Source organism: Bradyrhizobium sp. HKCCYLS2038, assembly GCF_051167655.1.
Classification (GTDB): domain Bacteria; phylum Pseudomonadota; class Alphaproteobacteria; order Rhizobiales; family Xanthobacteraceae; genus Bradyrhizobium.
Map to the genome: position 1 here is coordinate 1535300 of NZ_JBNPTM010000001.1, position 22399 is coordinate 1557698.

At 64.6% G+C, this 22399-nt stretch carries 27 protein-coding genes; 7 read left to right on the forward strand and 20 right to left on the reverse strand.

Translation table 11 applies throughout. The features are described 5' to 3' along the window. Positions 1-40: 40 nt before the first annotated feature. Positions 41-1288, forward strand: coding sequence for a lytic murein transglycosylase (locus ACQR1I_RS06615; RefSeq protein WP_434871139.1), 1248 nt, complete (start codon positions 41-43; stop codon positions 1286-1288). 78 nt (positions 1289-1366) lie between these two features. Here the strand turns inward: ACQR1I_RS06615 and ACQR1I_RS06620 are convergent, their stop codons facing one another. Further along, the gene (locus ACQR1I_RS06620) at positions 1367-1648 is read right to left on the reverse strand and encodes a hypothetical protein (protein ID WP_008964967.1); all 282 of its coding nucleotides are present in this window, start codon (positions 1646-1648) and stop codon (positions 1367-1369) included. Positions 1649-1867: 219 nt separating this feature from the next. Beyond that, on the reverse strand, positions 1868-2188 hold the full coding sequence (locus ACQR1I_RS06625) for a hypothetical protein (protein WP_434871138.1): 321 nt from the start codon (positions 2186-2188) through the stop codon (positions 1868-1870). 597 nt (positions 2189-2785) lie between these two features. Between ACQR1I_RS06625 and ACQR1I_RS06630 the strand changes: the two genes are divergently transcribed. Next, positions 2786-3070, forward strand: a complete 285-nt coding sequence (locus ACQR1I_RS06630; RefSeq protein ID WP_434871137.1) for a (2Fe-2S)-binding protein — start codon at positions 2786-2788, stop codon at positions 3068-3070. Positions 3071-3190: 120 nt separating this feature from the next. Beyond that, positions 3191-3670, forward strand: a complete 480-nt coding sequence (bfr, locus tag ACQR1I_RS06635) for a bacterioferritin (protein WP_434871136.1) — start codon at positions 3191-3193, stop codon at positions 3668-3670. Positions 3671-3778: 108 nt separating this feature from the next. Here the strand turns inward: bfr and ACQR1I_RS06640 are convergent, their stop codons facing one another. The 6 genes from ACQR1I_RS06640 to ACQR1I_RS06665 all read right to left on the reverse strand — a co-directional run bounded on the left by ACQR1I_RS06640 (position 3779) and on the right by ACQR1I_RS06665 (position 10544). Then, the gene (locus ACQR1I_RS06640; RefSeq protein WP_434871135.1) at positions 3779-4090 is read right to left on the reverse strand and encodes a DUF3240 family protein; all 312 of its coding nucleotides are present in this window, start codon (positions 4088-4090) and stop codon (positions 3779-3781) included. After that, complete coding sequence (locus ACQR1I_RS06645; RefSeq protein WP_434871134.1) at positions 4087-7161, reverse strand: efflux RND transporter permease subunit; 3075 nt, start codon at positions 7159-7161, stop codon at positions 4087-4089. The genes ACQR1I_RS06640 and ACQR1I_RS06645 overlap by 4 nt, the downstream gene beginning before the upstream one ends. 4 nt (positions 7162-7165) lie before the next feature. Continuing rightward, positions 7166-8290 carry an efflux RND transporter periplasmic adaptor subunit gene (locus tag ACQR1I_RS06650; RefSeq protein ID WP_434871133.1) on the reverse strand — a complete coding sequence of 375 codons (1125 nt, stop codon included), beginning with the start codon at positions 8288-8290 and terminating at the stop codon, positions 7166-7168. A 167-nt stretch (positions 8291-8457) separates the two neighbouring features. Beyond that, complete coding sequence (locus ACQR1I_RS06655; RefSeq protein WP_434871132.1) at positions 8458-9075, reverse strand: MSMEG_1061 family FMN-dependent PPOX-type flavoprotein; 618 nt, start codon at positions 9073-9075, stop codon at positions 8458-8460. 33 nt (positions 9076-9108) lie between these two features. After that, complete coding sequence (locus ACQR1I_RS06660; protein ID WP_434871131.1) at positions 9109-9462, reverse strand: hypothetical protein; 354 nt, start codon at positions 9460-9462, stop codon at positions 9109-9111. Positions 9463-9482: 20 nt separating this feature from the next. Beyond that, entirely contained in the window at positions 9483-10544 is a 1062-nt protein-coding gene (locus tag ACQR1I_RS06665; RefSeq protein ID WP_434871130.1) for an alpha/beta fold hydrolase, read from the reverse strand. 92 nt (positions 10545-10636) lie between these two features. Between ACQR1I_RS06665 and ACQR1I_RS06670 the strand changes: the two genes are divergently transcribed. Further along, a complete protein-coding gene (locus ACQR1I_RS06670; RefSeq protein ID WP_434871129.1) occupies positions 10637-10909 on the forward strand; it encodes a DUF2277 domain-containing protein in 273 nt (90 codons plus the stop codon). A 65-nt stretch (positions 10910-10974) separates the two neighbouring features. Here ACQR1I_RS06670 and ACQR1I_RS06675 read toward each other — a convergent pair whose 3' ends face one another. The 3 genes from ACQR1I_RS06675 to ACQR1I_RS06685 all read right to left on the reverse strand — a co-directional run bounded on the left by ACQR1I_RS06675 (position 10975) and on the right by ACQR1I_RS06685 (position 12472). Continuing rightward, complete coding sequence (locus ACQR1I_RS06675) at positions 10975-11547, reverse strand: collagen-like protein (protein ID WP_434871128.1); 573 nt, start codon at positions 11545-11547, stop codon at positions 10975-10977. A gap of 161 nt (positions 11548-11708) precedes the next feature. Next, positions 11709-11978, reverse strand: coding sequence for a helix-turn-helix domain-containing protein (locus ACQR1I_RS06680; protein WP_434871127.1), 270 nt, complete (start codon positions 11976-11978; stop codon positions 11709-11711). A 239-nt stretch (positions 11979-12217) separates the two neighbouring features. Further along, a complete protein-coding gene (locus tag ACQR1I_RS06685) occupies positions 12218-12472 on the reverse strand; it encodes a hypothetical protein (protein WP_434871126.1) in 255 nt (84 codons plus the stop codon). Positions 12473-12801: 329 nt separating this feature from the next. On the opposite strand from ACQR1I_RS06685, the gene ACQR1I_RS06690 reads away from it, so the two are divergent. After that, positions 12802-13242: a hypothetical protein gene (locus tag ACQR1I_RS06690; RefSeq protein ID WP_434871125.1), complete on the forward strand. Its 441-nt coding sequence runs from the start codon at positions 12802-12804 to the stop codon at positions 13240-13242. An 879-nt stretch (positions 13243-14121) separates the two neighbouring features. On the opposite strand, the gene ACQR1I_RS06695 is transcribed toward ACQR1I_RS06690, so the two are convergent. The 8 genes from ACQR1I_RS06695 to ACQR1I_RS06730 form a co-directional block, all read right to left on the reverse strand. Beyond that, positions 14122-14619, reverse strand: coding sequence for a hypothetical protein (locus ACQR1I_RS06695; RefSeq protein WP_434869065.1), 498 nt, complete (start codon positions 14617-14619; stop codon positions 14122-14124). A gap of 264 nt (positions 14620-14883) precedes the next feature. Next, positions 14884-15387, reverse strand: a complete 504-nt coding sequence (locus ACQR1I_RS06700) for a mismatch-specific DNA-glycosylase (protein ID WP_434869064.1) — start codon at positions 15385-15387, stop codon at positions 14884-14886. A gap of 36 nt (positions 15388-15423) precedes the next feature. Further along, positions 15424-15693 (reverse strand): hypothetical protein, encoded by a 270-nt coding sequence (locus ACQR1I_RS06705; RefSeq protein ID WP_434869063.1) that lies wholly within the window; start codon positions 15691-15693, stop codon positions 15424-15426. A gap of 231 nt (positions 15694-15924) precedes the next feature. Next, positions 15925-16179, reverse strand: coding sequence for a hypothetical protein (locus tag ACQR1I_RS06710; protein WP_434869062.1), 255 nt, complete (start codon positions 16177-16179; stop codon positions 15925-15927). A 161-nt stretch (positions 16180-16340) separates the two neighbouring features. After that, a complete protein-coding gene (locus ACQR1I_RS06715) occupies positions 16341-17627 on the reverse strand; it encodes an acyltransferase family protein (protein ID WP_434869061.1) in 1287 nt (428 codons plus the stop codon). 254 nt (positions 17628-17881) lie between these two features. Further along, positions 17882-18517 (reverse strand): hypothetical protein, encoded by a 636-nt coding sequence (locus tag ACQR1I_RS06720; RefSeq protein ID WP_434869060.1) that lies wholly within the window; start codon positions 18515-18517, stop codon positions 17882-17884. Positions 18518-18569: 52 nt separating this feature from the next. After that, the gene (locus ACQR1I_RS06725) at positions 18570-18956 is read right to left on the reverse strand and encodes a RidA family protein (protein WP_434869059.1); all 387 of its coding nucleotides are present in this window, start codon (positions 18954-18956) and stop codon (positions 18570-18572) included. 3 nt (positions 18957-18959) lie between these two features. After that, the gene (locus ACQR1I_RS06730; protein ID WP_434869119.1) at positions 18960-19157 is read right to left on the reverse strand and encodes a hypothetical protein; all 198 of its coding nucleotides are present in this window, start codon (positions 19155-19157) and stop codon (positions 18960-18962) included. Between the two features lie 75 nt (positions 19158-19232). Here ACQR1I_RS06730 and ACQR1I_RS06735 point away from each other — a divergent pair, with 75 nt between their 5' ends. Then, positions 19233-19658 carry a DUF3990 domain-containing protein gene (locus ACQR1I_RS06735; protein ID WP_434888723.1) on the forward strand — a complete coding sequence of 142 codons (426 nt, stop codon included), beginning with the start codon at positions 19233-19235 and terminating at the stop codon, positions 19656-19658. A gap of 31 nt (positions 19659-19689) precedes the next feature. Next, the gene (locus tag ACQR1I_RS06740; RefSeq protein ID WP_434888712.1) at positions 19690-20088 is read left to right on the forward strand and encodes a hypothetical protein; all 399 of its coding nucleotides are present in this window, start codon (positions 19690-19692) and stop codon (positions 20086-20088) included. 401 nt (positions 20089-20489) lie between these two features. Here the strand turns inward: ACQR1I_RS06740 and thiC are convergent, their stop codons facing one another. Beyond that, positions 20490-22391: a phosphomethylpyrimidine synthase ThiC gene (thiC, locus tag ACQR1I_RS06745; protein ID WP_434869057.1), complete on the reverse strand. Its 1902-nt coding sequence runs from the start codon at positions 22389-22391 to the stop codon at positions 20490-20492. Positions 22392-22399 lie beyond the last annotated feature (8 nt).

Sequence of the window (22399 nt, forward strand, 5' to 3'; positions counted from 1 at the left end):
CGACGTTCACAACACCTGTGGTCTGTGATAGCCCTATCAGATGGCCCAACAGCTGTTATTCCGCTTGCGCACCTTCGTCATCGCTGGTGTTTCGTTTTGTTTGCTCGGCGGCGGTCATGCTCTCGCCGCCGACGCAGCCTTCACGCAATTCGTCGCCTCGCTCTGGTCGGAAGCCAAGGAGCAGGGCGTCTCGCGCGCGGCGTTTGATGCCGAAACCCGGGGACTCGAGCCCGACTACAAACTGCCCGATCTGCTGCTGCCCGGCCGTCCCGCGACCGGAGCGCCAGCGCAGGCCGAGTTTGTGCAGGTGCCGGCCGACTACATCAAGGAAGCCTCGATCGCTCGCCTGGCCGCGCATGGCCAGACGTTGATCCAGCAATATCGTCCGGCGCTCGCCGAGATCGAACGCCGCTTCGGCGTGCCCGGCCCGATCGTGCTCGCGATCTGGGGCCGCGAGACCGATTTTGGCCGCTACGCGCTGCCCTATGACGCGCTGCGCGTGCTGGCGACCCAGGCCTATGTCGGCCGGCGCAAGGACCAGTACCGCACCGAGTTCATCATGGCGCTGAAGCTGCTGAGCGATGGTGTGGTGTCGCGTCGCGATCTCAGGGCGTCGTGGGGCGGCGCGGTTGGCCTCACCCAGTTTCTGCCCTCGGAGTACTACAAGCACGGTGTGGATCTCGACGGCGACGGCAAGGTCGATCTCTGGCACTCGGTGCCGGATGCGCTGGGCTCGGCGGCAAAGCAACTCGCCAACAAGGGCTGGCAAGGCGGTGTGCGCTGGGCTTACGAGGTCAAGCCGCCGGCCAATGTCGATTGTGCAATCGGCGTGCCCGAGGTGAAGAAGCCGATCGGCGAGTGGTTGCGATCCGGCTTCGTGCCGGTACGCGGCCAGCGGCTGAGCGCGGCGGAGCAGCAGCAGCCGGCGTCCCTGCTGCAGCCCGAGGGCATCTACGGTCCGGCATTCCTGACGACGGCAAACTACTTCGTCATCAAGGAGTACAATTTCTCCGACCTCTACGTGCTGTTCGTCGGCCATCTCGCTGACCGCATGACCAGCCCGGCTGGGTTCGCAACACCGTGGTCGGCGTCCCAGCAGTTGCGAAGCAAGGATGTCGAGGCGATGCAGAAGGGGCTGACGCGACTTGGCCTCTACGCAGACAAGCTCGACGGCAAGGCCGGGATGCAGACCCGTGCGGCGCTCGGCACGTTCCAGAAGAAGGCCGGCCTGAAGGTCGATTGCTGGCCGAGCGAATCGGTGCTGCGGGCGATCAACGCCGCGCGCTGAAGGCGCTGCCACTGGAGGCGGCCAACAAAAAGCCCGGCCGCAGGGCCGGGCTTGCCGCATCGAAATGCGTTGTCTCGATCAGTAGCAGACGCGAACCGGGCGCGACACCCAGCCGTAGCCGTCCCAATAGCGCTCACGGCGCCACACGCACGGCGGCGGACCGGGCGGGGGGGCTTCGACGTAGACCGGGCCGCCATAGGCCGGACGGCTGGACGCGATCGCGCCGCCGATCAGGGCGCCGCCGATCAGGCCGGCCGCAACGCCAGCGCCGACGTCGCCAGCCTTCGCAGCCGGTGCGGTCACGCTGAGCGAACCGGCGATTGTCGCAACCGCAAGCACCGCGGTCAGGATCTTCTTCATGGTCCAAGATCTCCTGGAGGAGCGCCGAGGCCGGCGCCGGGTGGGTGATAGTTTTACGCTCGATTGAGGGCCGTCAGCTTCGTGAGAAAACACGAGAATCCGTCAACCCTTCGTAAACCCTCCGGACCCCATGGGACCGAAAAACGGCTTTTTCTGGCCAGCGCGGCCAGCGCGTCCGAAATTCCGCTGCAGGGTCATGGAATTAATGAAGGTGAACGATCACTCGCACACCCGCACGCGGCGAATCCGCCAGCCATAGCCGTCCCAGAAGCGCTGGCGCTGCCAGTAGCAGGCATAGCCGGGATCGGCGACGTAGGCCGGCCCGCCATAGTAGGAATACCCGGGTCCATACGAATAGCCGGGTCCGTAGTAGTAGGGATTGCTGCCCGCTGCGATGGCCCCACCAATGAGGGCGCCGCCGAGCAATCCAGCCGCGACACCGGCTGCCACGCGACCACCACGCGCTTCCGCCGGAGCGGGCGCCATTGCAGCAGTCGTCAGGGTTGCCACGGCGGCCATAACCGCAAGAGTCTTCTTCATGACCTCACCTCTTTCACTCCGATCGGCGAATGGCGCACAGGCCATACGATAGGTTCCCATATCCCGCTTGAATGATCAATGAACGGGCTCGTTCCATTGGACGACCCATGCCCAGGTTACGTTCAATGCTGCGTTGCACAAAATGCAAAGATTAGAGGCTGTCATGCCCAGTGCCTTGGTGATTGCCGTCGCGGTCTTCCTGGCCGCGGGCGCCGGCTACGTGCTGCTGGTCGTTATAGACTGGAGAGGACGGCGGAGCGTGGCCGACACGACGGGGGCCGATTCGGGCGGTTCGTGGCCCTCGGAGTCCGGCGGTCTGTCCAGCTGGTTCAGCAATACCGCGAGCGACGTCATGGGTAATCCCATCAATGGCGGCGGTTCCGACAGCGGGAGCGGAGGGGACGGAGGCGGGGGCGACGGAGGCGGAGGCGATTGAGCCCAGCGCGCAGCGAGTTTGATCTGCGACAAGGTCGCATTCCTGGATTCGTTCTAGATGAGCTACGAGATTGGAATAGCTTCAAAAGCGCCGTTTTCCCTTTGCGCGGGCAAATGCCAATCACTATCGATAGCTGACCAAAGACGACTGGCCGGTTTCTCATGATTGTTTGTTCCTGCAACGTCATTAGTGATCACGACATCCGCAAGGCGGTGACGTCGGCGGACGAACTGCCGCGGAGCCCGAAGCAGGTTTATGGCTGTCTCGGGTGCAGTGCGGAGTGCGGCCGCTGTGCGCGCACCATCAAGACGATCATCGATGAGGCGTTGGGCCCGTGCGCGCGTGCCTGTCAGACCGGCTGCAAGCACGCGCATGCCCATGCCGCCACTGCTGTCCAGAGGGGCGAGGACGACATTCAGAGCCGGTTCGCGCTGGCGGCTTGTTGACGCGCATTTGCCTTCAAACGCGCCCGTTTCGCTCGGAAAATGCGCATGAACGGGGTCGTCTCCGCACTCTGAACCTGTTATTGAGCGCCTGCGGCCTCTAACTTTTTTCGGAGCTTATCTATGCAGGGCGACCCCAAGGTCATCGAATATCTCAACAAGGGATTGCGCAGCGAGCTGACTGCCATCAACCAGTATTGGCTGCACTATCGGCTGCTGAACAATTGGGGCCTTCTCGAGATGGCCAAGGTCTGGCGCAAGGAATCCATCGAGGAGATGGAGCACGCCGACAAGTTCACCGACCGCATCCTCTTCCTCGATGGCTTCCCGAACATGCAGGTGCTCGATCCCCTGCGCATCGGCCAGAACGTCAAGGAGATCATCGAGTGCGACCTTGCCGCCGAGATCGGCGCGCGCACGCTCTATCAGGAAGCCGCAACCTACTGCCACGGCGTCAAGGACTACGTGTCGCGCGATCTGTTCGAGCAGTTGATGAAGGACGAGGAGCATCACATCGATTTCCTCGAAACCCAGCTCGATCTGATCGGCCGCATCGGCCTCGAGCTCTACACCCAGAAGCACGTCGGCGGCCTCGAGAGCTAGCACTGACGTCTGTCGGCCGGCGGCATTTTGTTTCGCGAAACGGTCGGTTCGAGGCTGATTGTCCAGAGCCTCGAATCGACTGGCCGGTTCGAACAATCGCACGGGCGATCAGTCGATTACGCCGGAACTCGTGACGGGCATGACCCAATAGACGAGCTTGGTTCCGGCGAATGCGCTTCTGATCCGGTCAAGCAGCCGCTCGCAATCCTTCTCCTGCAGCACCAGACGCACGACGACCTCGTCGGCATATCCCTTGACGCGTTCGGCGGCCGTTCGCAGCTGGATCCGCGTGCCATGGCCGGCGGCGTCGGAGGCGGTGAAGCCCACGACCAGATCGGCCTGCTCGCTGAGATAGTCGAAGACGTCGCCGCGCAGCGCGTGCGGCACGACCAGTGTCAGGCAGACCGCTTGGGCCGTCATGTCGCATCCTTCGTTGCCGCACCGTAGCGGCGGTACAGGATCGGCAGCAGGATGAGCGTCAGCAGCGTGGACGACAGCAGCCCGCCGATCACCACGATGGCCAGGGGACGCTGAACTTCCGATCCCGGCCCGGAGGCAAACAGCAGCGGAATCAATCCCAGCGCAGTGATGCTGGCCGTCATCAGCACCGGCCGAAGCCTGCGCATGGCGCCTTCGACGACGATGCGCTGCTCGGACAGCCCATGAGCACGGAGCTGGTTGAAGTGAGACACCAGCACGACACCGTTCAGGACCGCAATTCCGAGCAGGGCGATGAAGCCGACCGAGGCCGGCACGGAGAGATACTCGCCCGTCGAGATCAGCGCGAACACACCGCCGATCAGGGCGAAGGGGATGTTGATCAGCACGAGCATGGCCTGACGGACGGAGCCGAAGGTCGTGAACAGCAGCACGAAGATCAGGCCGATCGCGACGGGAACCACCACCGAAAGCCGCGCCGCGGCGCGCTGCTGGTTCTCGAACTGTCCGCCCCAGGTCAGCCGGTAGCCGGCTGGAAGCTGAAGCTCGGCCGCCACCTTCTGCTGGGCGGCCTGCACGAAGCCGACCATGTCGCGGCCGCGCACATTGCTGCGAACCACGCTCATCCGATTGCCGTCCTCACGATCGATCTTGACCGGGCCGTCGACCCGCTGAATGCGCGCCACCTGTGACAGCGCCACGTGCTGGCCGGAGGCCAGCGTCAGCGGAAGCATCGCCAGCAGGGTCGGCGCTTCCCGCGTGGTATCGCTGCCGCGGACCAGGATCGGCGTCCGGCGCCCGTCTTCGAGCGCTGTGCCAATGGTACGTCCCTCGATCTGGGTCCGCAGCGAGTTGGCGATGGAATCGACGGTGAGGCCGAGACGTCCGGCCTCCAGGCGGTTCACCGCCACCGTGTAGTACTGCGCCCCCTCGTTCAACGTCGTGTAGACGTCCTCGGCGCCTTCGATGCCCGACAGCATCGACGAAAGCCGGGCCGCAATGTCGTTGAGCTTGGCGATATCAGGGCCGAAGATCTTGATCGCGACGTCGCCGCGCACGCCGCTGATCATCTCTTGCACCCGCATGTCGATGGGCTGCGTGAAGCTCAGCGATATGCCGGGAAAACCGGCGAGCACGTCGCGCAACTTCTGCAGCAGGACTTCGCGATCCTGGTTCGCCCGCTGGTCGGCGGGCTTGAGCACGAGGAACGTGTCGGTCTGGTTCGGTCCCATCGGATCGAGGCCGAGCTCGTCGGATCCCGTCCGCGCGACGATCGCGGCGATGTCGGGCACCTTGAGCAGCGCCGTCTGCAGCCTGCCGTTGATCGCGATCGACTCGTCGAGATTGACCGACGGCAGCGTCTCGACGCTGACGATGACATCGCCTTCGTCCATTGTCGGCATGAACGTCTTGCCGAGCAGGGTGTAGCCGTATCCGGCCGCCAGCAGGCTCACCAAGGCGGCGACGATCACCGTGCGCTCGTTCCGTAGCGCCCAGCCGAGGGCGGGTGCGTAGACGCGCTGCGCGGCGCGGATGAGCAACGGATCCTGATGCGACGCAGATCTGAGTACAAAGGACGTCGCCACCGGAATCACCGTCAACGCCAGCAGCAGCGACGCGGCCAATGCGAAGATGATCGCCAGCGCGACGGGGATGAAGAGCTTGCCCTCCAATCCCTGCAAGGTCAGCAGCGGCACGAAGACGATGATGATGATCAGGACGCCCGATGCAACCGGCTCAAGGACCTCGCAGACCGAGCGAAACACGAGGTGGATCAGGGGTGACGTCTCGCCGGGGGCGCGCTTTCCGAGATTGCCCACGATGTTCTCGACCACGACGACGAGCGCATCGATCAGCATCCCGATCGCGATCGCAAGCCCGCCGAGGCTCATCAGATTGGCCGACATTCCAACGGCGCGCATCACGATCAGGGCGATCACGATCGCGAGCGGCAGGCTGAACGCAATGACCAGCGAAGCGCGCCAATTGCCGAGAAACAGAAGCAGGAGGACCACGACCAGCACCGTGGCCTCGGCGAGGGCGCGCACCACCGTGCCGACGGCGCGGTTCACCAGCCGGCTGCGATCGTAGAACACGTTGATGCTCACGCTGCTCGGCAGAGATGGTTTCAAGTCTTCGAGTCGCGCACGCACGTCGCGCACCAGCTGACCGGCATTGGCGCCGCGGAGACCGAGCACGAGGCCTTCCACAGTTTCGCCCTTTCCGTCCGCCGTGACAGCGCCATAGCGCGTCAGCGCGCCGATCTTGACGCGCGCCACGTCGCTGACGCGAACCGGAATGCCGTCGCGGCTTTCGATGACGATGCCCCTGATGTCGTCGATGGTCCGGATGCTGCCTTCGATCCGGACCAGCGCGCTGTCCTCGCCCTGGTTGACGCGTCCCGCGCCGTCGTTGCGGCTGTTGGCCTCGATCGCCTTGCGGAACAGCTCGGAGGAGATTCCCCGGGCGGCCAGGGCATCGTTGCGCGGCACGATCTCGAAGGCGCGGACGAGGCCGCCGAGCGCGTTGACGTCGGCGACGCCAGGCACCGTGCGCAGCGCCGGGCGGATCACCCAATCGAGCAGGCTGCGGCGCTCGGCGAGCGACAGTTCGGGACTGTCGATCGTGAACATGAACATCTCGCCGAGCGGACTCGTGATCGGCGCCAGGCCGCCGCTGACGCCGTCGGGAAAGTCGCGCGAGACGTTCGACAACCGCTCCGAAACCTGGTTGCGCGCCCAGTAAATGTCGGTGCCGTCCTCGAACTCGACGGTGACGTCGGCGAGGGCGTATTTCGTCGTCGACCGCAGGATCTTCTTGTTCGGAAGGCCGAGCAGCTCGAGCTCGATCGGCACGGTGATGCGCTGCTCGACCTCCTCCGGAGTGAGGCCGGGCGCCTTCATGATGATCTTGACCTGCACCGGTGAGACGTCCGGGAAGGCGTCGATCGGCAGGCTTGGCAGGACCACGGCCCCAGCGCCGAGCAGCAGCAGCACGCCGAGCACGACGAACAGGCGCTGCGACAATGCGAATGCGACCAGCCTTTGCAGCATCGGTCTATTGCCCTAGGCGCGAGAGGATGCCTCGAAGCGCCGAGATGCCGCCGATTGCGATATCGTCCTTGGCGGCGATGGGTCCGGAAACGACAACGTGATCCTGATCTTCCGCAAGCAGCGTCACCGGCACCTGCCGAAAGCCGCCCTCCATGGCGACGAAGATCGACGCCTGCTCGCCGCGGCGGACCAGCCCGGCATAGGGGATTTCCCAGGCGCTTTCGCCTGCCGAGATGAAGCCGATGCGGGCCGCAGCGGTCTGTCCGGAATGCAGCTCGCCATTGTTCGGGATCTCGGCGCGGACCAGGATGGTCTGCGTCGCCGCGTCGGTGGTCTCGGAGACCAGGATGACGCGCCCCGGCGTCGCGTAGCCGTCGATCTCGACCTTGGCGCCGGACTTGATGGAGCCAATGTTTGCGGCGGGAATGGCGATCTCGGCCCACAGCGGCGACAGGCGCGCGAGCTTCACCAGCGGCGCCGCCTGCTCCATCCGTTGGCCGGGAGACACCGCGATCTCCACGACGGACGCGGCCTGCGGTGCGGCAACGGTCAACGTGGCGCTGATCGCGGCCTCGTTGGTGAGGCGCGCGATGGCCTCGTCCGAAAGGCCGCTGAGGTGCAGCATCTGCCGTCGTTCCGCAACCACAATGCTGGCCTGGCGCGCCTCGGTCTGGCTGGATTCCAGCACGCGCTGCGGAATCGCCTTGCCTTCGAACAGGTCGGCGTTGCGCTTGAGCTGCTGCGCGGCGAGCACCTCCTGCGTGAGCGCGTGCAGATACTCGCGCTGCAGCGAGACGAAGCTCGGGCTCTCCAGCGTCAGTAGTGGTTGTCCGACGCTGACACGATCGCCGCGTGCCACGGCCAGGTTCGTGACCATGCCGGACACGGGCGCGCTGACGACCCAGAGCTGGGGCGTGGGAATGACGATCTGCGCGGGGTAGGGCAGCGTCTTGTCGGTCGGGCTCGGCACCGGATGGGTGACGCGCACGCCGAGATTGCGCGCCTGCTCAGGCGTGAGCTTGACGTCCTCGGCAAGCGCCGGAGCGCACGCCGCCGCTCCCAGCACCAGCAGCGCGCCGGCGAAGCGGTAAGGCCACCCACGATGGGCAGCGCGGGAGAGCGCGGGCATCGGCGAGGTTCGTCCAAGGATACAAATTCGTCGCATTGATACCTAGGTTTTGCCGCCTCGACGATTGTTGACCTGCATCAAGGCGCGAACAGCGCCTGGTTGCCGTTCGCGTGATAGCTGCTCGCAGCTGACCATCTGCTGACATCATATTGCGAACGAATGTCATCTCAGAGTTGCTCGCGCCACCGCGCGTCGGTGATGTCCTGGGGCTCGGGCGTTCCGAGGCTGGTCTGATCGTGAATGATCTCGCTGATGCTCGACATCGCCGAGCGCGCCACCTGGGCCTCCTGCGACCAGAGCCGGGATCGCATGATGGCCTTGCCGCAATGGAAGTAGACCTCCCGCACGTCGATGACGAGCAGAGAGCGCGGCGGCTTGCCGAACTCCTCGAGCCTTGCGAGCAGAGAAGATTCGGTCGACAGCGAAGCCGTTCCGCCGACGCGCAAGGTTTCGTTGATCCCGGGCACGAAGAAGATCAGTTGTACCTTCCCCGAGCCCGCGGTGACGTTGGTGAGCGTGTCCAGCCTGTTGTTGCCGGCCCGGTCCGGCAGCAGCAGGCGCCGGTCGCCGTCGATGTGGACGAACCCCGGATGACCGCCGCGGGGCGATGCGTCGACGGCGCCGTCCCTGCCTGATGTCGCCACCACGCAGAACGGCGACAGCGCGATGAACTTGCGGCTGTGACCATCGAGCGCCGGCCGGACCTTGGCGATCACCCGCTCGTTCGGCTTCGGATAGATCGCGGCCAAGTCGGCAGCCAAGTCGGCAGGGGGCGCGTCGTTCAAGGCTCTTCTCCTCGGTTGCCGGATCCGTCCGGGTCAGACCGCATCGGCCGGCACGAAACAGCTGATGATGATGTCGCCGCGGTGATGGACATACCAGACCACGGCCTCGCCGACCGGATTGCCGCGGTCGCGGATGATGGCGCGCTCGGGCACCGGCATCCAGCGCCCCTCGATCGGCACCCAATAGATGCCGTTGCGCACATCGTAGCTCGTGCGATGGCCGTCCGAGACGTCGCAGCACGGCACGCCATTCGGCGCGATCACGCTCTTGAACCAGGCGCGCACGTCCGGTGGAACGTTCTCGAACTGCCCGTTGTCGACCGCGAAGGCGAGCGTCGCGCAGGCGACGGAGCCGGCCGCGACGGCGGCCACGATGATCCTGCGCATCGCTCGCTCCTTCCGCCGTTTCACATGCCCCGCTGCGGTGCCGTGGCGAGCAGCTCGCGCAGCGGCTCGACATAGAACTTCGCGTTGCCCGTCGTGAGGTGTCCGCGCGTTTCGGCGGAGGCCGGGATCAGCAGCACCTTGCCGTTCGCGATGCGCTTCATCGCCTCGCTGGTGACGCCGGTTTCCGGCGGATTGCGCTCGTCGTCAGCGGAGTTGATCAGCAGCACCGTCGCCTTGATCTTCTCGAGATCGGCGGACGGATTGTAGTCGTGCGACGAGTCCCACTGATAGATGAAGTCGTTCGCATCGGCCGGTATAGGCGTCGCCAGCCGCTCGTCGACCATCTTGTCGGCCTTGGCGGCGGTCGGCGCCGCCAGCTGATAGGCGATGGTGCCGCCGGCCGTCGCCGTGCCGTAGGCGGTGACGGCATATTTCATCATGCGCGGCTGGGCCGTGTAGTTGCCGCCATTGTAGTCGGGATCGTTGCGGATCGTCTCCAGCATGATCCGGCGCAGCATCCAGTTGCGGGCGGCCATCTCGGTCGGCTGCGAGGCCATCGGCACCGCCACGTCCATGAACTCCGGATAGCGCGTGGCCCACACCCAGCTGTGCATGCCGCCCATCGAATTTCCGATGATCATGCGGAGATGCTTGATGCCGAGACCCTCGGTGAGCAGCCGGTGCTGCGCATCGACCATGTCGGCGTAGTCATAGGCGGGAAACTTGGTCTTCAGCCCGTCCGAGGGTTTTGAGGATTTGCCGTGCCCGACGCTGTCGGGAATGATGATGTAGTATTTGGTCGCGTCGAGCGGCTGGTCCTTGCCGAACAATTCGCCGGCGAAGCTCGGCACCAGCATGCTGGCGCCCGAACCACCGGTGCCGTGCAGCACCAGCACCGGCTGCCCCGTGGGCTCGCCGACCGTGGTGTAGTGCAGCTTCAGCTCCGGCAGCGTCTCGCCGGTGTGGAACTTGAAATCCTTGATGACGACATCGCCCTGCTTCGGTGCGGGGTAGTCGGCGGCGCGGGCTGGCGCGCAAAGAACGACGAACACGGAAACGACGGCGGCGAACGGTCGAAGCATGGATTCCCCCTGATCTGTGCGCGACTCTTTCGGCCGCCTCGGGGGCATGATAGCACATCGGGCGACTTGGTTCAGCACCGGATTCAACCGTCATGTGCCGCAACATCAAGACGCTGTTCAATTTCGAGCCACCGGCCACGGAAGCCGAAATCCAGGCTTCGGCGCTGCAATTCGTGCGCAAGCTGTCCGGCTTCAGCGCACCCTCGCAGGCCAACGAGGCCGCCTTCGCACGCGCGGTGGAGGAGGTCGCCGATGCCGCGCGGCGGCTCCTCACCTCGCTGCAGACCCAGGCCGCGCCGCGGGATCGCGAGATCGAGGCCGCCAAGGCGCGCGAGCGCTCGGAGATCCGCTTCGGCAAGCGCTAGTCCGCCAAACACCGGTCCGGCAAACATCAGTCCGCCAAGCGCACGTTGCGTCGCACTGGGCGATTTCAGAAGCCGTCGTCGCCGTGATCGCGCTCGTCACCGTCGTGGTCGCCGTCATCCTCGTCACGTGCGTGCTTGCCGTGCTTCTTTTTCTTCTTGTGCTTCTTCTTTTTCTTCTTCTTGGGGACGTCGATCTCGTGCGGATCGTCGTCCTCGAAGGCTTCCTCCAGCGCTTCGTCGTGCTGGGTCGCCGCGAAGATGTCGCGGACAGCGACGAGCTGCGCGTCGCGTTCGTGCGCCTCGCGATCCCTGTTGCGCTTGTACTCGTCGTAGGCGGCGAAGATCTGCTCCAGCCAGGGCATCAGCTGATCGATCGTCGGCAGCGTGCCCGGCGGACCCGGTTCGCCCCGCGGTCCCTGCGATCCGGCAGGTCCTTGCGGGCCGGGCTTGCCGGCTTCGCCGCGCGGCCCCTGCGGACCGGGCTTGCCCTGCGGACCGGGCTTGCCCTGCGGCCCGGCCTTGCCGTCAGGACCCGGCTTGCCGCGCTGACCATCCGGTCCGCGCCGTCCGGGCTGCCCTTGCGGGCCACGTGGACCCACGGGGCCCTGCAGGCCGCGTCCGGCCGGATTCCTTGCCACTACCGCAACTCCGCTACAAACCGCTGATTCGTGGCGAAGCCTAACAGAGCAGCGACGAAGGCAGCAATTGCAGCAGGGCTGCGGGGCCGATTGATCAACACCAATCGGCGCCGCATCCTGATCAGTTCCACGCGACGGGAGGTCGCGCGGCCGGCGTTGGTTCAGGCCGAATAGGCCGGCACCGAGATGCCATCGGCCGTGTAGCTGCGGATCTTGTTGCGCAGGGTGCGAACGGGCATGCCGAGCAGCCTGGCGGCGTGGGTGCGATTGCCGTTGCAGTGCGCCAGCGTCTGAACGATGAGCTCGCGCTCGATCTCGGACAAGGGCGTGCCGATCAACAGCGGCAGGACCTCCGTCGCGGAGGGCGACGGCGGCATTGCGATGGGAACCAGCGAGGGACTCGCGGCTTCGGCTGACAACTCTTGCGACATAACTCCTCCCGATCAACGCCCGCGCCGATACTGAACGACGCGAAAACATCGAGACCAACTGAACATCCAGCCCGTAAATCACCGTGGTCGGACAAGGTTAATGGGGCCTTAACAAACGGCCCGTAGCCGCCGTGCGGGCCCGAATACCCCGAAAGCGCCATGGTTTCGCGCGGGTCTCGACGAATTTGGGCGGAGAAGCTGCAGCCGCTCCGCCCCGGTGCGTGGTCGGAGAGGGGCGATCAGAACTTGCAGTGACCGTGTCGGAGCAGATGCTCCTTCATCGTCAGCGCCTCGATGACGGTCGGCACCTTGGCGGTGATCGACTGATAGTTGCCCGGCCACGGCGCGGTCGGCACGCCATTGTCCCACACCTGGCAGAAGCCGGTGTCGTTCCAGCGGATCAGGTGATAGGGCGCGGCGCTGGCGGGCGTAGCGGCGGATAGCGCGGCTCCGGCAATGGCGGCGGTGGCACACAACAGCGAAATGCGTTTCATCAGTAAGGCTCCTCAAATGATCATACGAATGATGCGCCCCGGGTCGTGCGTGAGCCGGAGCCCGGTCGGGCTTTGGCCCGGCCACCCCTTCGTGTCGATCGTCATGGAACCGGTTCAAATCCGATCGCCGCCCATGCGGCGCTGCAGCGGTATTTCGACCACATGTGCGACACGCTGTGCGTCCCGCCGCGCAAACGGCTAAATTCGGCCCGATCGATTCGCTTGGTGGGGCATGATCGTCAGACATGATGGTCCCTGGGCCATCGACCGACCTCGGTTCGCATCTTCGTAGTTCACGTCGCAAAATCACTTCGCTGGAGACTTCATCCATGAAAATTGCATCCTCGCTTCGCGGTCTGCTGGTGGCATTGACGGCCGCAGCCGGCGCCATCCTGCCGGCCACGGCGCACGCGGATGGTGGCTTCATCACGCTGACCATCTACAAGGCGGGATGGATCATCGGCGGCTCCGGCGGCAGCGGCGTGCTGAACTTCCACGGCCGCGCCTATCCGCTCTCGACCGGCGGCATCGACTACGGCCTGGTGTTCGGCGGCTCGCGCACCGTGCTGCGCGGCCGCGTCAGCAACATCTGGCGTCCGTCCGACGTCGAGGGCGTCTACGGCGCTGCCGGCGCCGGTCTCGCCGTCGGCCGCGGCGTGCGCGGCATCATTCTGACCAACCAGAAGGGCGCTGTGCTCGAGCTCTCCGGCGAGCAGGTCGGCCTGCTGGCGAACGTCGACCTGTCGGGCCTGGCGATCACGATCAGGTAGTTGGGGCAATCGGCGCATCGCAACTAACAACGATGTGGTCCCGGCCCTGAGCCGGGCTCCACAGACATGCGTTCCGCTTTACCACCGCCGCTGACCACAAAAACGATGTCGTCCCGGGCAAGGCCACCAACGCGAAGCGTTGGTGGACGCTGACCCGGGACCCATACGCCGTGCCGAGCGTGGCTGGGCGAGATGGAGCGGCTATCGTGCCTCATACTACTCCCTGGGGTTATGGATCCCGGATCGGCGCGCGCGTGCCGCGCGCTTGTCCAGGACGACAGTGAGGGTGGGGTGACGGTTGCGGCAACTCATGACACGCGACATCGCCTTCCCGCGGCACGTCGTGCCCGAGTGATGCATTCGTCATCGCCCTCCAAACAACGAGAGGGCGCGGAGAAGGCCGGGAGCCTGCCGCCCCCATGGCCCGCCTGCAGAAAAAAATGCAGGCGGCAGGTACCACAGGTTCGGCTCGGACATCCCGGCCTTCCCCGCGCGAGTGGTTTTAACGGTGTCCTTCGTGCTCTCCCTGGAGATCGGCTTTATTGCCCCCATCGCCCGCGCGTGCCGTCACAGCAGCGATCACGGACTTGACCTCAGCGTCGAGAGGCCAGGACCACACGACTTCGCCGTCCGTGCCAACCGCGCTCGTCAAGCACGGATGTCACGTCCATCGCAGCCCACCTCACGTTCGTGACGACGCGTACGTCCCTCTGCTTGAGGCGGGTTGAGCGAGACCATCGTCTTGATTTGCCCGACGTGACAAGGCCAACGCCTGCGACAAACTAACACGACGGGCAGTTTGCGCATGGCGGCATGCACGGACTGCCCGTCGGGCAAGGGCGTAGTTCATCATCATTTGGCCGATGCGGCGCTCGAAGATCAGGTCCGGGAGCCACCCGGGGCGGGCGGCTTCGGAGCGCGCTGCGCCGGCGCGGCGGGTCCGCTACGCGGAGGCTGCGTTGCCGCCGGCGGCTGCATCAGCTCGGTAAAGCGAGAAAGACCTTCGCAGGATTCCGTGCCTTTTCCCACCTCGTGGAGCTTCCCGCCCTCGAAAGTCAGGACATGGTTGTCCTGGACCACCATGCCCAGCATGTTGTCCCGATGCAGCACGACGCATATGGCGATGAAGGTGCCACCGGCGAACAGTCCGCCCCAGCGTTCGTAGGGCGTTGATATCTGAGCATCGCGAAGGACGTATCCGTTGCGTACACGGACATAGTCGGCGATTTGCCGGCGATAGTCGGCGGGCAGGCGCGCCGCCAGATTGGCCTGGGCTCCCTGTCGGGCGTGATCCTCGGCGTACGCATCGCAAGGTAACAGCGCGAACAGGAGGCCGATGGAGACGAGTACGCTGGCTGATACATTCACGTGACGCACGCCAAGATCCTCCCTTGTGTCGGTCCAGGTTCCCTATTGCGGCTGAGCTGTCAACATGTCCACTTTAGCGAGCTGCGCCGCAAGCTCGCGCCACGACCGCAATGTCCGCGCAAAGGCGCGCTCGCTTGGATCGGGTTTGCTGCGATGTCTCGCGCGCCGTGCCCACCATTGCTTCCGAGTGCGCGGATGCGTGGTGGGCACGCGACCGCCCTGCGGGCGGTGGCTTTGCCCCCGCCCTGCCGATCATCATGGGTGCGCCGCATATCAGTTCGTCCCGACGACATGCGCCGCCAGCTCCTGCCACGGCTGCAACGTCCACGCGCCCGACGCGGCGCCGGATGGGGAGGCGAGCACGAACGTGGTCGGAAAATCCTCGTGCTCCGGCTGCCGGCCGAGCGCGATCGCGCTGGTCGGTCTGCCGTAGAACAGGCTCGCGGCCTTCTTGCTGGTGAAGGCGATCGTCGCCGGCCGATGCTGCCGGATCTTCGCGACAAATCCCGCGATGTCGACGCCCGCCTTCAGCGCGACATGGTCCATGCCGGCGCCCTGCTTGCACAGATCGGTGAAGCCGATCCCGAGCGCGAGCAGCGCCGGAAACTCCTCCGGCCGGTAGAGCCGCGACGTCAGGCCCGCCGCGTGCAGCGTGGGCCAGAAGCGGTTGCCGGGATGCGCGTAGTAGTGGCCGGTCGCAGCCGAGCGTTCGCTCGCGGCGGTGCCGACGAACACGAGGCGCAGGCCGGGCTGCAACTGATCGGGCAGGCGGTCCATGACGCTGCGGCCGGGCGGCACCCTTGCGCGTTCGGCTTACAGGAAGCAGCGGCGCTCCTCACGCAGCTTGAGCTGGATGTTGGTCGCCTCCACGAAGGTCGGCACCGGCTTGGAGACGATCTTGTAGGTCGAGGGCCATTCGACCGGCTTAGACTGCAGCTCGGTGTTCCAGATCTGGCAGATGCCGGTGTTGTCCCAGCGGATCACGTAGTAGCCGCTCTTGGGCGCAGGCGCGGCGAGGGCCGGCGCAGTGACAGACGCAGCCGACAGGGCCGCAGCAACGACGAGAGTGGTCAAGCGACGCATCGTCAATCTCCTCAAGCAAACAAAAGCCGCCCGCGGTCGCGGGCTGGCGTGAAGGCCAGCGCGAGGCAGGCCTCCGGCGAAAGTGGTGCGACAAAAGGGCGCGCGGCGCAAGCCGCGACGTGGCGCCGTTCACAGCGATGTCAGCGCGGATGAGACGACATGCTGCTGTCATGACGGAGGAGGTGCGGAGCGCGCCTCCTGGCGTGCAAATGCGGCGCCCGCCTTGCGGCTTCAGAGCGTGCAGCGTCCCTCGCGCCGCAGCTTCACCTGCAGCGTGACCGCGTCGTTGAAGGTCGGCACGAGACGGCTGATGACCTTGTAGCGCGACGGCCACGGCGGCGGCTTGAATGCGAACGCTTCGCTCCAGACCTGGCAGATCCCGGAATTGTCCCAGCGCAGGATGTAGTAGCCGGCTTGGGCGGGCGTGGCGGCAAGCAAGGCTGCGGCAAGGCCTGAACCAATCCAGATCATGGTGAAACGAGGCATCGACAAACTCCGGCAACAAAGTAGCCCCTTCCCAGGACGCGGTGTCGGTGCGGTCTCGATCATTTTGAAGGCAGCCGCGCCCGCCGCGTGCGGCAAATCCGCGCGAGCGGACATGCGTTGCCGCTCCTGCATGGCTGAGGCAGCGCGAGGCTGCCTCTCAGCTAGGCCAGCCGTGCCTCGACGGTGGCTGCCGGTCGCGACGCCGGCTTCAACTCTGCGACGGTCCGCTCGGCATGCGCGAGGGATCCCGGGGCAAGCAACGGCATGGCGGCCATGACGGAGGCCCGTGCCGCGGGTGGTCGCGAGGCTGCTGCCTTGCGCAGGAAGCGCCGCTCCAGCACCGCATAGGACAAGGTCGCCGCGAGAATGGACAGCGGCAGCCCGATCGCGAGCCGCATCGGCCACCAGACGCCGTAGCTGTCGAGGAAATTCAGGATCGGCAGGTGCCAGAGATAGATGCCGTAGAAGATCCGGCCGAGGAAGATCGCGACCGGCTGCTCGAAGATGCGGTGCAGAATCGTGCCTTGGCTGCGGCCCAGCAGGGTCAGCACGAGAATGCCGGGCAGCACGCCGCACACCATGCTGCCGAACAGATAGTAGTTCATGCTCGGGCCGTCCGCGGGCCAGAACAGGAAGGTGACCGTGCCCCAGTAGAGCAGCAGCGGCCATGCCAGCTTCGGCCACAGCCGGTCGAGCGCGGGATAGGCGCCGTGCGGCACCAGCCGCAGCACGACCGCCATCGCGCAGCCTGCCATCAGCGCATCCGCGCGGGTGTCGAATGCGGTGTAGAGCCGCCGCCACTCGGCGCCGCCGAGCACGAGCGACACGCGCCACGCCCAGAACGCTGCCGCGATGGCGCAGATGGCGCCGACCAGCCGCCACGTCGCGCCGAAGCGCTTCACCAGAAGCGCGAAGGTCAGTGGCCACAGCAGGTAGAACTGCTCCTCGGTCGACAAGGTCCAGGTGTGGCCGATGTCCTCGATCGTCTTGGGGTCGAACACGTACCAGTAGTTGGCGATGTAGCCGAGCGCGATCGCGGCGCGCTCCAGCGCCGGCAGGAACGGCGGCCGCAGCAGCCAGGTGAACAGCAGATAGGCCGCGAGCATCAAGAGCAGCGGCGGCACGATCCGCGCGAAGCGCCGGGCGTAGAACTCGCGGAACCGGATGCGGCCGTGCTTGTCGACGTCGCGCAGCAAGAGGCCGGTGATGTAGTAGGCGCTGGCGACGAAGAACAGGTCGATATACAGCACCGCGCCCGGCACCAGCGTGTGCGACACATGCGCCGTGACCACACCCAAGGTCATCAGCCCGCGCATGCCGTCATGCGACGGAACGTAGCCGAGTGGGTAGACCTGCGCCCGGAAGGCATCGCGGATGGGCGCCAGCACCGGCGCGGCGGCCGTCCGCAGCAGACCGGGCAGGGCGTGAGAGGGCCATGAATGAAACATTTATTTCGGCAGTTTCTAATATAATGTTTCCGATTATTTCATAATATTTAAAATTTAAATGTACGCAAGAGGAGAAATAGCAGCGCGCAGGTCAGGCCGACGCAGGGTTGCAACGGGAATGGGCAGCGATGCGCAGTTTCTATTCGCCGGACGCAGCGATCACCGCGGACACCGTCCGGCCGCAAGCGCTGCGCGACTTCGAGCGAATGACGGCGCGGGCGGCCTGGTGGGATAGTGGTCTCGCTTGCGAAGCCCTATGGCGACGATGTGAAGTTCAGGCTGGCAAACTCCGCCGGTGGGGTCTCCTGAACGGCAAAGCCGACCTGCTGATGGGCCACGCGATCGACGACGACGGCCGAGCCGACCATCGTGACGCGTTGATCGTTGCCGGCAAACCAATGTGTCGGCACGGCATAATAGGTCTTTCCGGCGGCTGCGACGAAATCGACGGGATGCGCTGTGCCGGCCGTTGCGCCGCTCCAAATATCGTCCGGCACTCCGATGGTGTGCTTGCCGGGTGTGAGCTCGAGGGTGGTGTAACGGCCAGGTGTCAGCGAGGCGACTGTCTTGCCGTCGATCTGAATATTGATGGGGAAGATGCTGACGTTTCTTCCCATGGGCCTGCCGACATGCAACGCGGCGTAGCCGGGCCGCGGCGCCTCCGGCGGCTTTGCGGCTTCGGTCTGGGTCGGGACCGATGAGCAGCCAGCCGTCAGCAAGAGCGCTGCACCTGCGAGCTGCAAGCGCAGGGTCCGATCCAGCGCCGCCCTGAAATATGCAATGAACATCGCCGGCATTCCCCCGCCTCGACGGTATTCAACCACGGCCCGCATCGCAATGACAAGTGTGAGTCGGTCGCCGATGTTACTCGGAGCGTGCAGGGTGGGCACGGCGCCATGACGACTGCGAACGCTGAGGGAGTGCGCCCCGCCTTTGCCCACCCTACGGTTTTGCGATTGACGCGACACCCTCGATCTCGATCAGCATCTTCGGATCAGGCAGAGCCAGCACGACGCACGTCGTCCGCGCCGGATAAGGCGCCGGCCCGAACGCAGCCGCATAGAGCCGGTTCATCACCGCCACATCGGCCGCGCGCGTCAGCAGCACGTTGACCTTGACGAGATGGCGCAAGGTCGCGCCGCCCTCGGTCAGCACGCGCGTGAAGTTGGTCACGACATTGGCGAACTGCGCATCGAACTCATCGGGCAGGTTGCCCTGGGCGTCGAAGCCGGGAATGCCGGAGATGAAGAGAAGGTCGCCGACGCGAGTGCCGAAGGAGAGCGGCGGGGCCTTGATGTGGGGTGGGGCGGGGATGTGGAGGATAGGCATCGGCTATTCCGCGGTTGTTGGAGCGGCTGGTTGCATTTCCAGATCGACAACTTCTAGCAATTTTGTAAGCTGTCCTTCTTTGAAGAAATCGGAGCCATTTGGCTCGATTTGTGGACCTTCGACCTCGCTGCTTCTTCCGGTCAAGATATTGATGGGATATCCGTGCCAAACTGGAATAATCAGGATCTGATTGTCTACCATGGGACAGACAGTCACTCGGTTGGAGCCCAGTCGATACGAAGTAAGAATCCCGTTCCATTTACGGTGAACTTGTCGGTGTGTCGGCCGTTTACCGATTTCGGCCAAGGGTTCTATGTGACCACGAATCTTCATCAGGCGAAGCAGTGGGCAAATACCCGGGTCATCAGCCGCCCAAATCCGGGTCTTGTCGCGATTGTAATGCAGTTTCAGCTGCGAAGGGATTGGCTTGCAAGCTTGGAAAGCCTATCTTTTATCAGGCCAGCATCAGATTTTTGGGATTTGGTCGCGGACTGTCGCATAGGCTTTCCACCACATCAGCGTATGTCGGCGCGTCGAGCCTATGATATGGTGTCTGGACCAGTTACGCTTTGGCCGCAGCTCCTGACAATCCAGGATTGCGATCAAATCAGCTTCCACACAACGGCTGCGATTTCGGCCCTTCCGCAGCCGCTGTTATACGAAAGGGCTGACGACCATGGTTCGAGCCGAACTCTATTCTAGCCGGCGGGCGACCTGAAACATCGGGTGTTACATGCCATCATCGAGCCCTCAGCTTCCGAAATCAACAGCGGTGAACAAGAGCGCCGACCTCAAAGCTGAGGAAGTTGAGACATTCTGGAGAATAGTGGTTCGGTGCCTGCGGGATGTTTTCGGAAAATCGGATTGGGATGCGAGCCAACTCGTCAGCGACATGAAGTCCAAAATGAAAGGTCTGACGGAAGAGGCAAGGCTTCTCGTCTATCATGATGCGCCGATTCAGGTTGCGGCGAATTTGGCTGGAGTCGCGCATCGTCCTCTCGGAGATCGAGAAGTGCTTGAGTATGAAGAGTTGCTGAAGCAGGAATATCCGGAAGCGCTGACGGAAGATAATATTCCGCCCAATTCATCTGAATTGCTCGAAGGATATTTCCGGCGCCCGCGGTTCGACTAGTTTCGAACTTCGTGACCTGACCGACATAGGAAATGTGCGGCCTATGGTCTGGCGACTTGGCGCTGCCCAAGACCCTTCAATAGGAATTCGAGGGTCTGAACCGCAGCTCGATCCGGCGCTTCTTTGAAGTTCTCGATAGTGTTCAAAGCTTCTGTAGTTGCGCAGCCTCCCTCTCGTCTGAGCGGCTGACCCAGTGTTGACAACATTCTGGGGGGCCAGCGCTGCATGACAAAAGACGACTCCGACAATAGTGAAAGCGAAGGATTAGATGGCTCGCCAATAGCGACAACATGAGCAAAAAAAAGCCGGGCTTTCGCCCGGCTTGATGGATGGTCGGGGCATCCTGAAACGAGTTCAGCACAGGCGCCCGGCGATGACGATGGAGAGAGCGAGGTCGAGCGTCAGGACAACGCCTTGTTGCTCTCCTTCACCTTGTCAGCGTCGAGATACACGCTGCCGCCCATTTCCTTGAACTTGGCGCTCATCTGGGCCATGCCGTCCTCGATGGTGCCGCTGATCGTCATGCCGACCGTGGCCGGATCGTTCAGCGTCGCCGCGTAGTCGCGGACGTCCTGGGTGATCTTCATCGAGCAGAATTTTGGACCGCACATCGAGCAGAAATGCGCGACCTTGTGGGCTTCCTTCGGCAGGGTCTCGTCATGGAAGCTTTTTGCGGTGTCCGGGTCGAGGCCGAGGTTGAACTGGTCGGTCCAGCGGAACTCGAAGCGGGCGCGCGACAGGGCGTCGTCGCGCAGCTGCGCGGCGGGGTGGCCCTTGGCCAGATCAGACGCGTGGGCGGCGATCTTGTAGGTGATGACGCCGGTCTTGACGTCGTTGCGATCCGGCAGACCCAGATGCTCCTTCGGCGTCACGTAGCACAGCATGGCGCAGCCGAACCAGCCGATCATGGCAGCGCCAATGCCTGAGGTGATGTGGTCGTAGCCCGGCGCGATGTCGGTGGTCAGCGGCCCGAGCGTATAGAACGGGGCCTCGCCGCACTCCTTGAGCTGCTTGTCCATGTTGATCTTGATCTTGTGCATCGGCACGTGGCCGGGGCCCTCGATCATGACCTGGCAGCCCTTGTCCCAGGCGATCTTGGTGAGCTCGCCCAAGGTCTCCAACTCGGCGAACTGCGCGCGGTCGTTGGCGTCGGCGATCGAGCCGGGGCGCAGGCCGTCGCCCAAAGAGAACGACACATCATACTTGCGCATGATGTCGCAGATCTCGTCGAAATGGGTGTAGAGGAAGCTCTCCTTGTGATGCGCGAGGCACCACTTGGCCATGATCGAGCCGCCGCGCGAGACGATGCCGGTGACGCGGCTCGCGGTGAGGTGGATGTAGGCGAGCCGCACGCCGGCGTGGATGGTGAAGTAGTCGACGCCCTGCTCGCACTGCTCGATCAGGGTGTCCTTGTAGAGCTCCCAGGTCAGCGCCACCGGATCGCCGTTGCACTTCTCCAGCGCCTGATAGATCGGCACGGTGCCGATCGGCACCGGCGAGTTGCGCAGGATCCATTCCCGCGTGGTGTGGATGTTGCGGCCGGTGGAGAGGTCCATCACGGTGTCGGCGCCCCAGCGGATCGCCCACACCATCTTGTCCACTTCCTCTTCGACTGAAGAGGTCACCGCCGAGTTGCCGATATTGGCGTTGATCTTGGTGAGGAAGTTGCGGCCGATGATCATCGGCTCGAGCTCGGCGTGGTTGATGTTGCAGGGGATGATGGCGCGGCCGCGCGCGATCTCGGAGCGCACGAACTCCGGGGTGATGAAGGCGGGCACGGAGGCACCGAAGCTCTCGCCGTCCGCGAGCGCGGCCTCGGCGCGCTCGAGCTGCTTCTTGCGGCCGAGATTCTCACGCTCGGCGACGTAGATCATCTCCTTGGTGACGATGCCGGCGCGGGCGAATTCGAGCTGGGTGATCTTGTGGCCGTCGAGGCCGCGCAGCGGCTTGTGATGCGCGGTGAACGCCTTCGCCGCCTTGTCGGCGCCGACATTGCCGTTGTCCTCCGGCTTGATGTCGCGGCCGACATATTCCTCGACGCCGCCGCGCTCCAGCACCCAGGCGGAGCGGGCGCGCGACAGGCCGGCGTTGACGTCGATCGTCACGGACGGATCGGTGTAGGGCCCGGAGGTGTCGTAGACCGGCAGGTTCGGCTCGGACGCTGCTTCCGACAGGATGATCTCGCGCAGCGGCACGCGCAGGTCGGGCGCGGTGTCCGGCACGGCGTAGATCTTGCGCGAGGACGGCAGCGGGCCGGTCGTGACGGCGGGCAGGGTGGTGTCGGGATTGGAGCGGATGTTCATGGGATCCT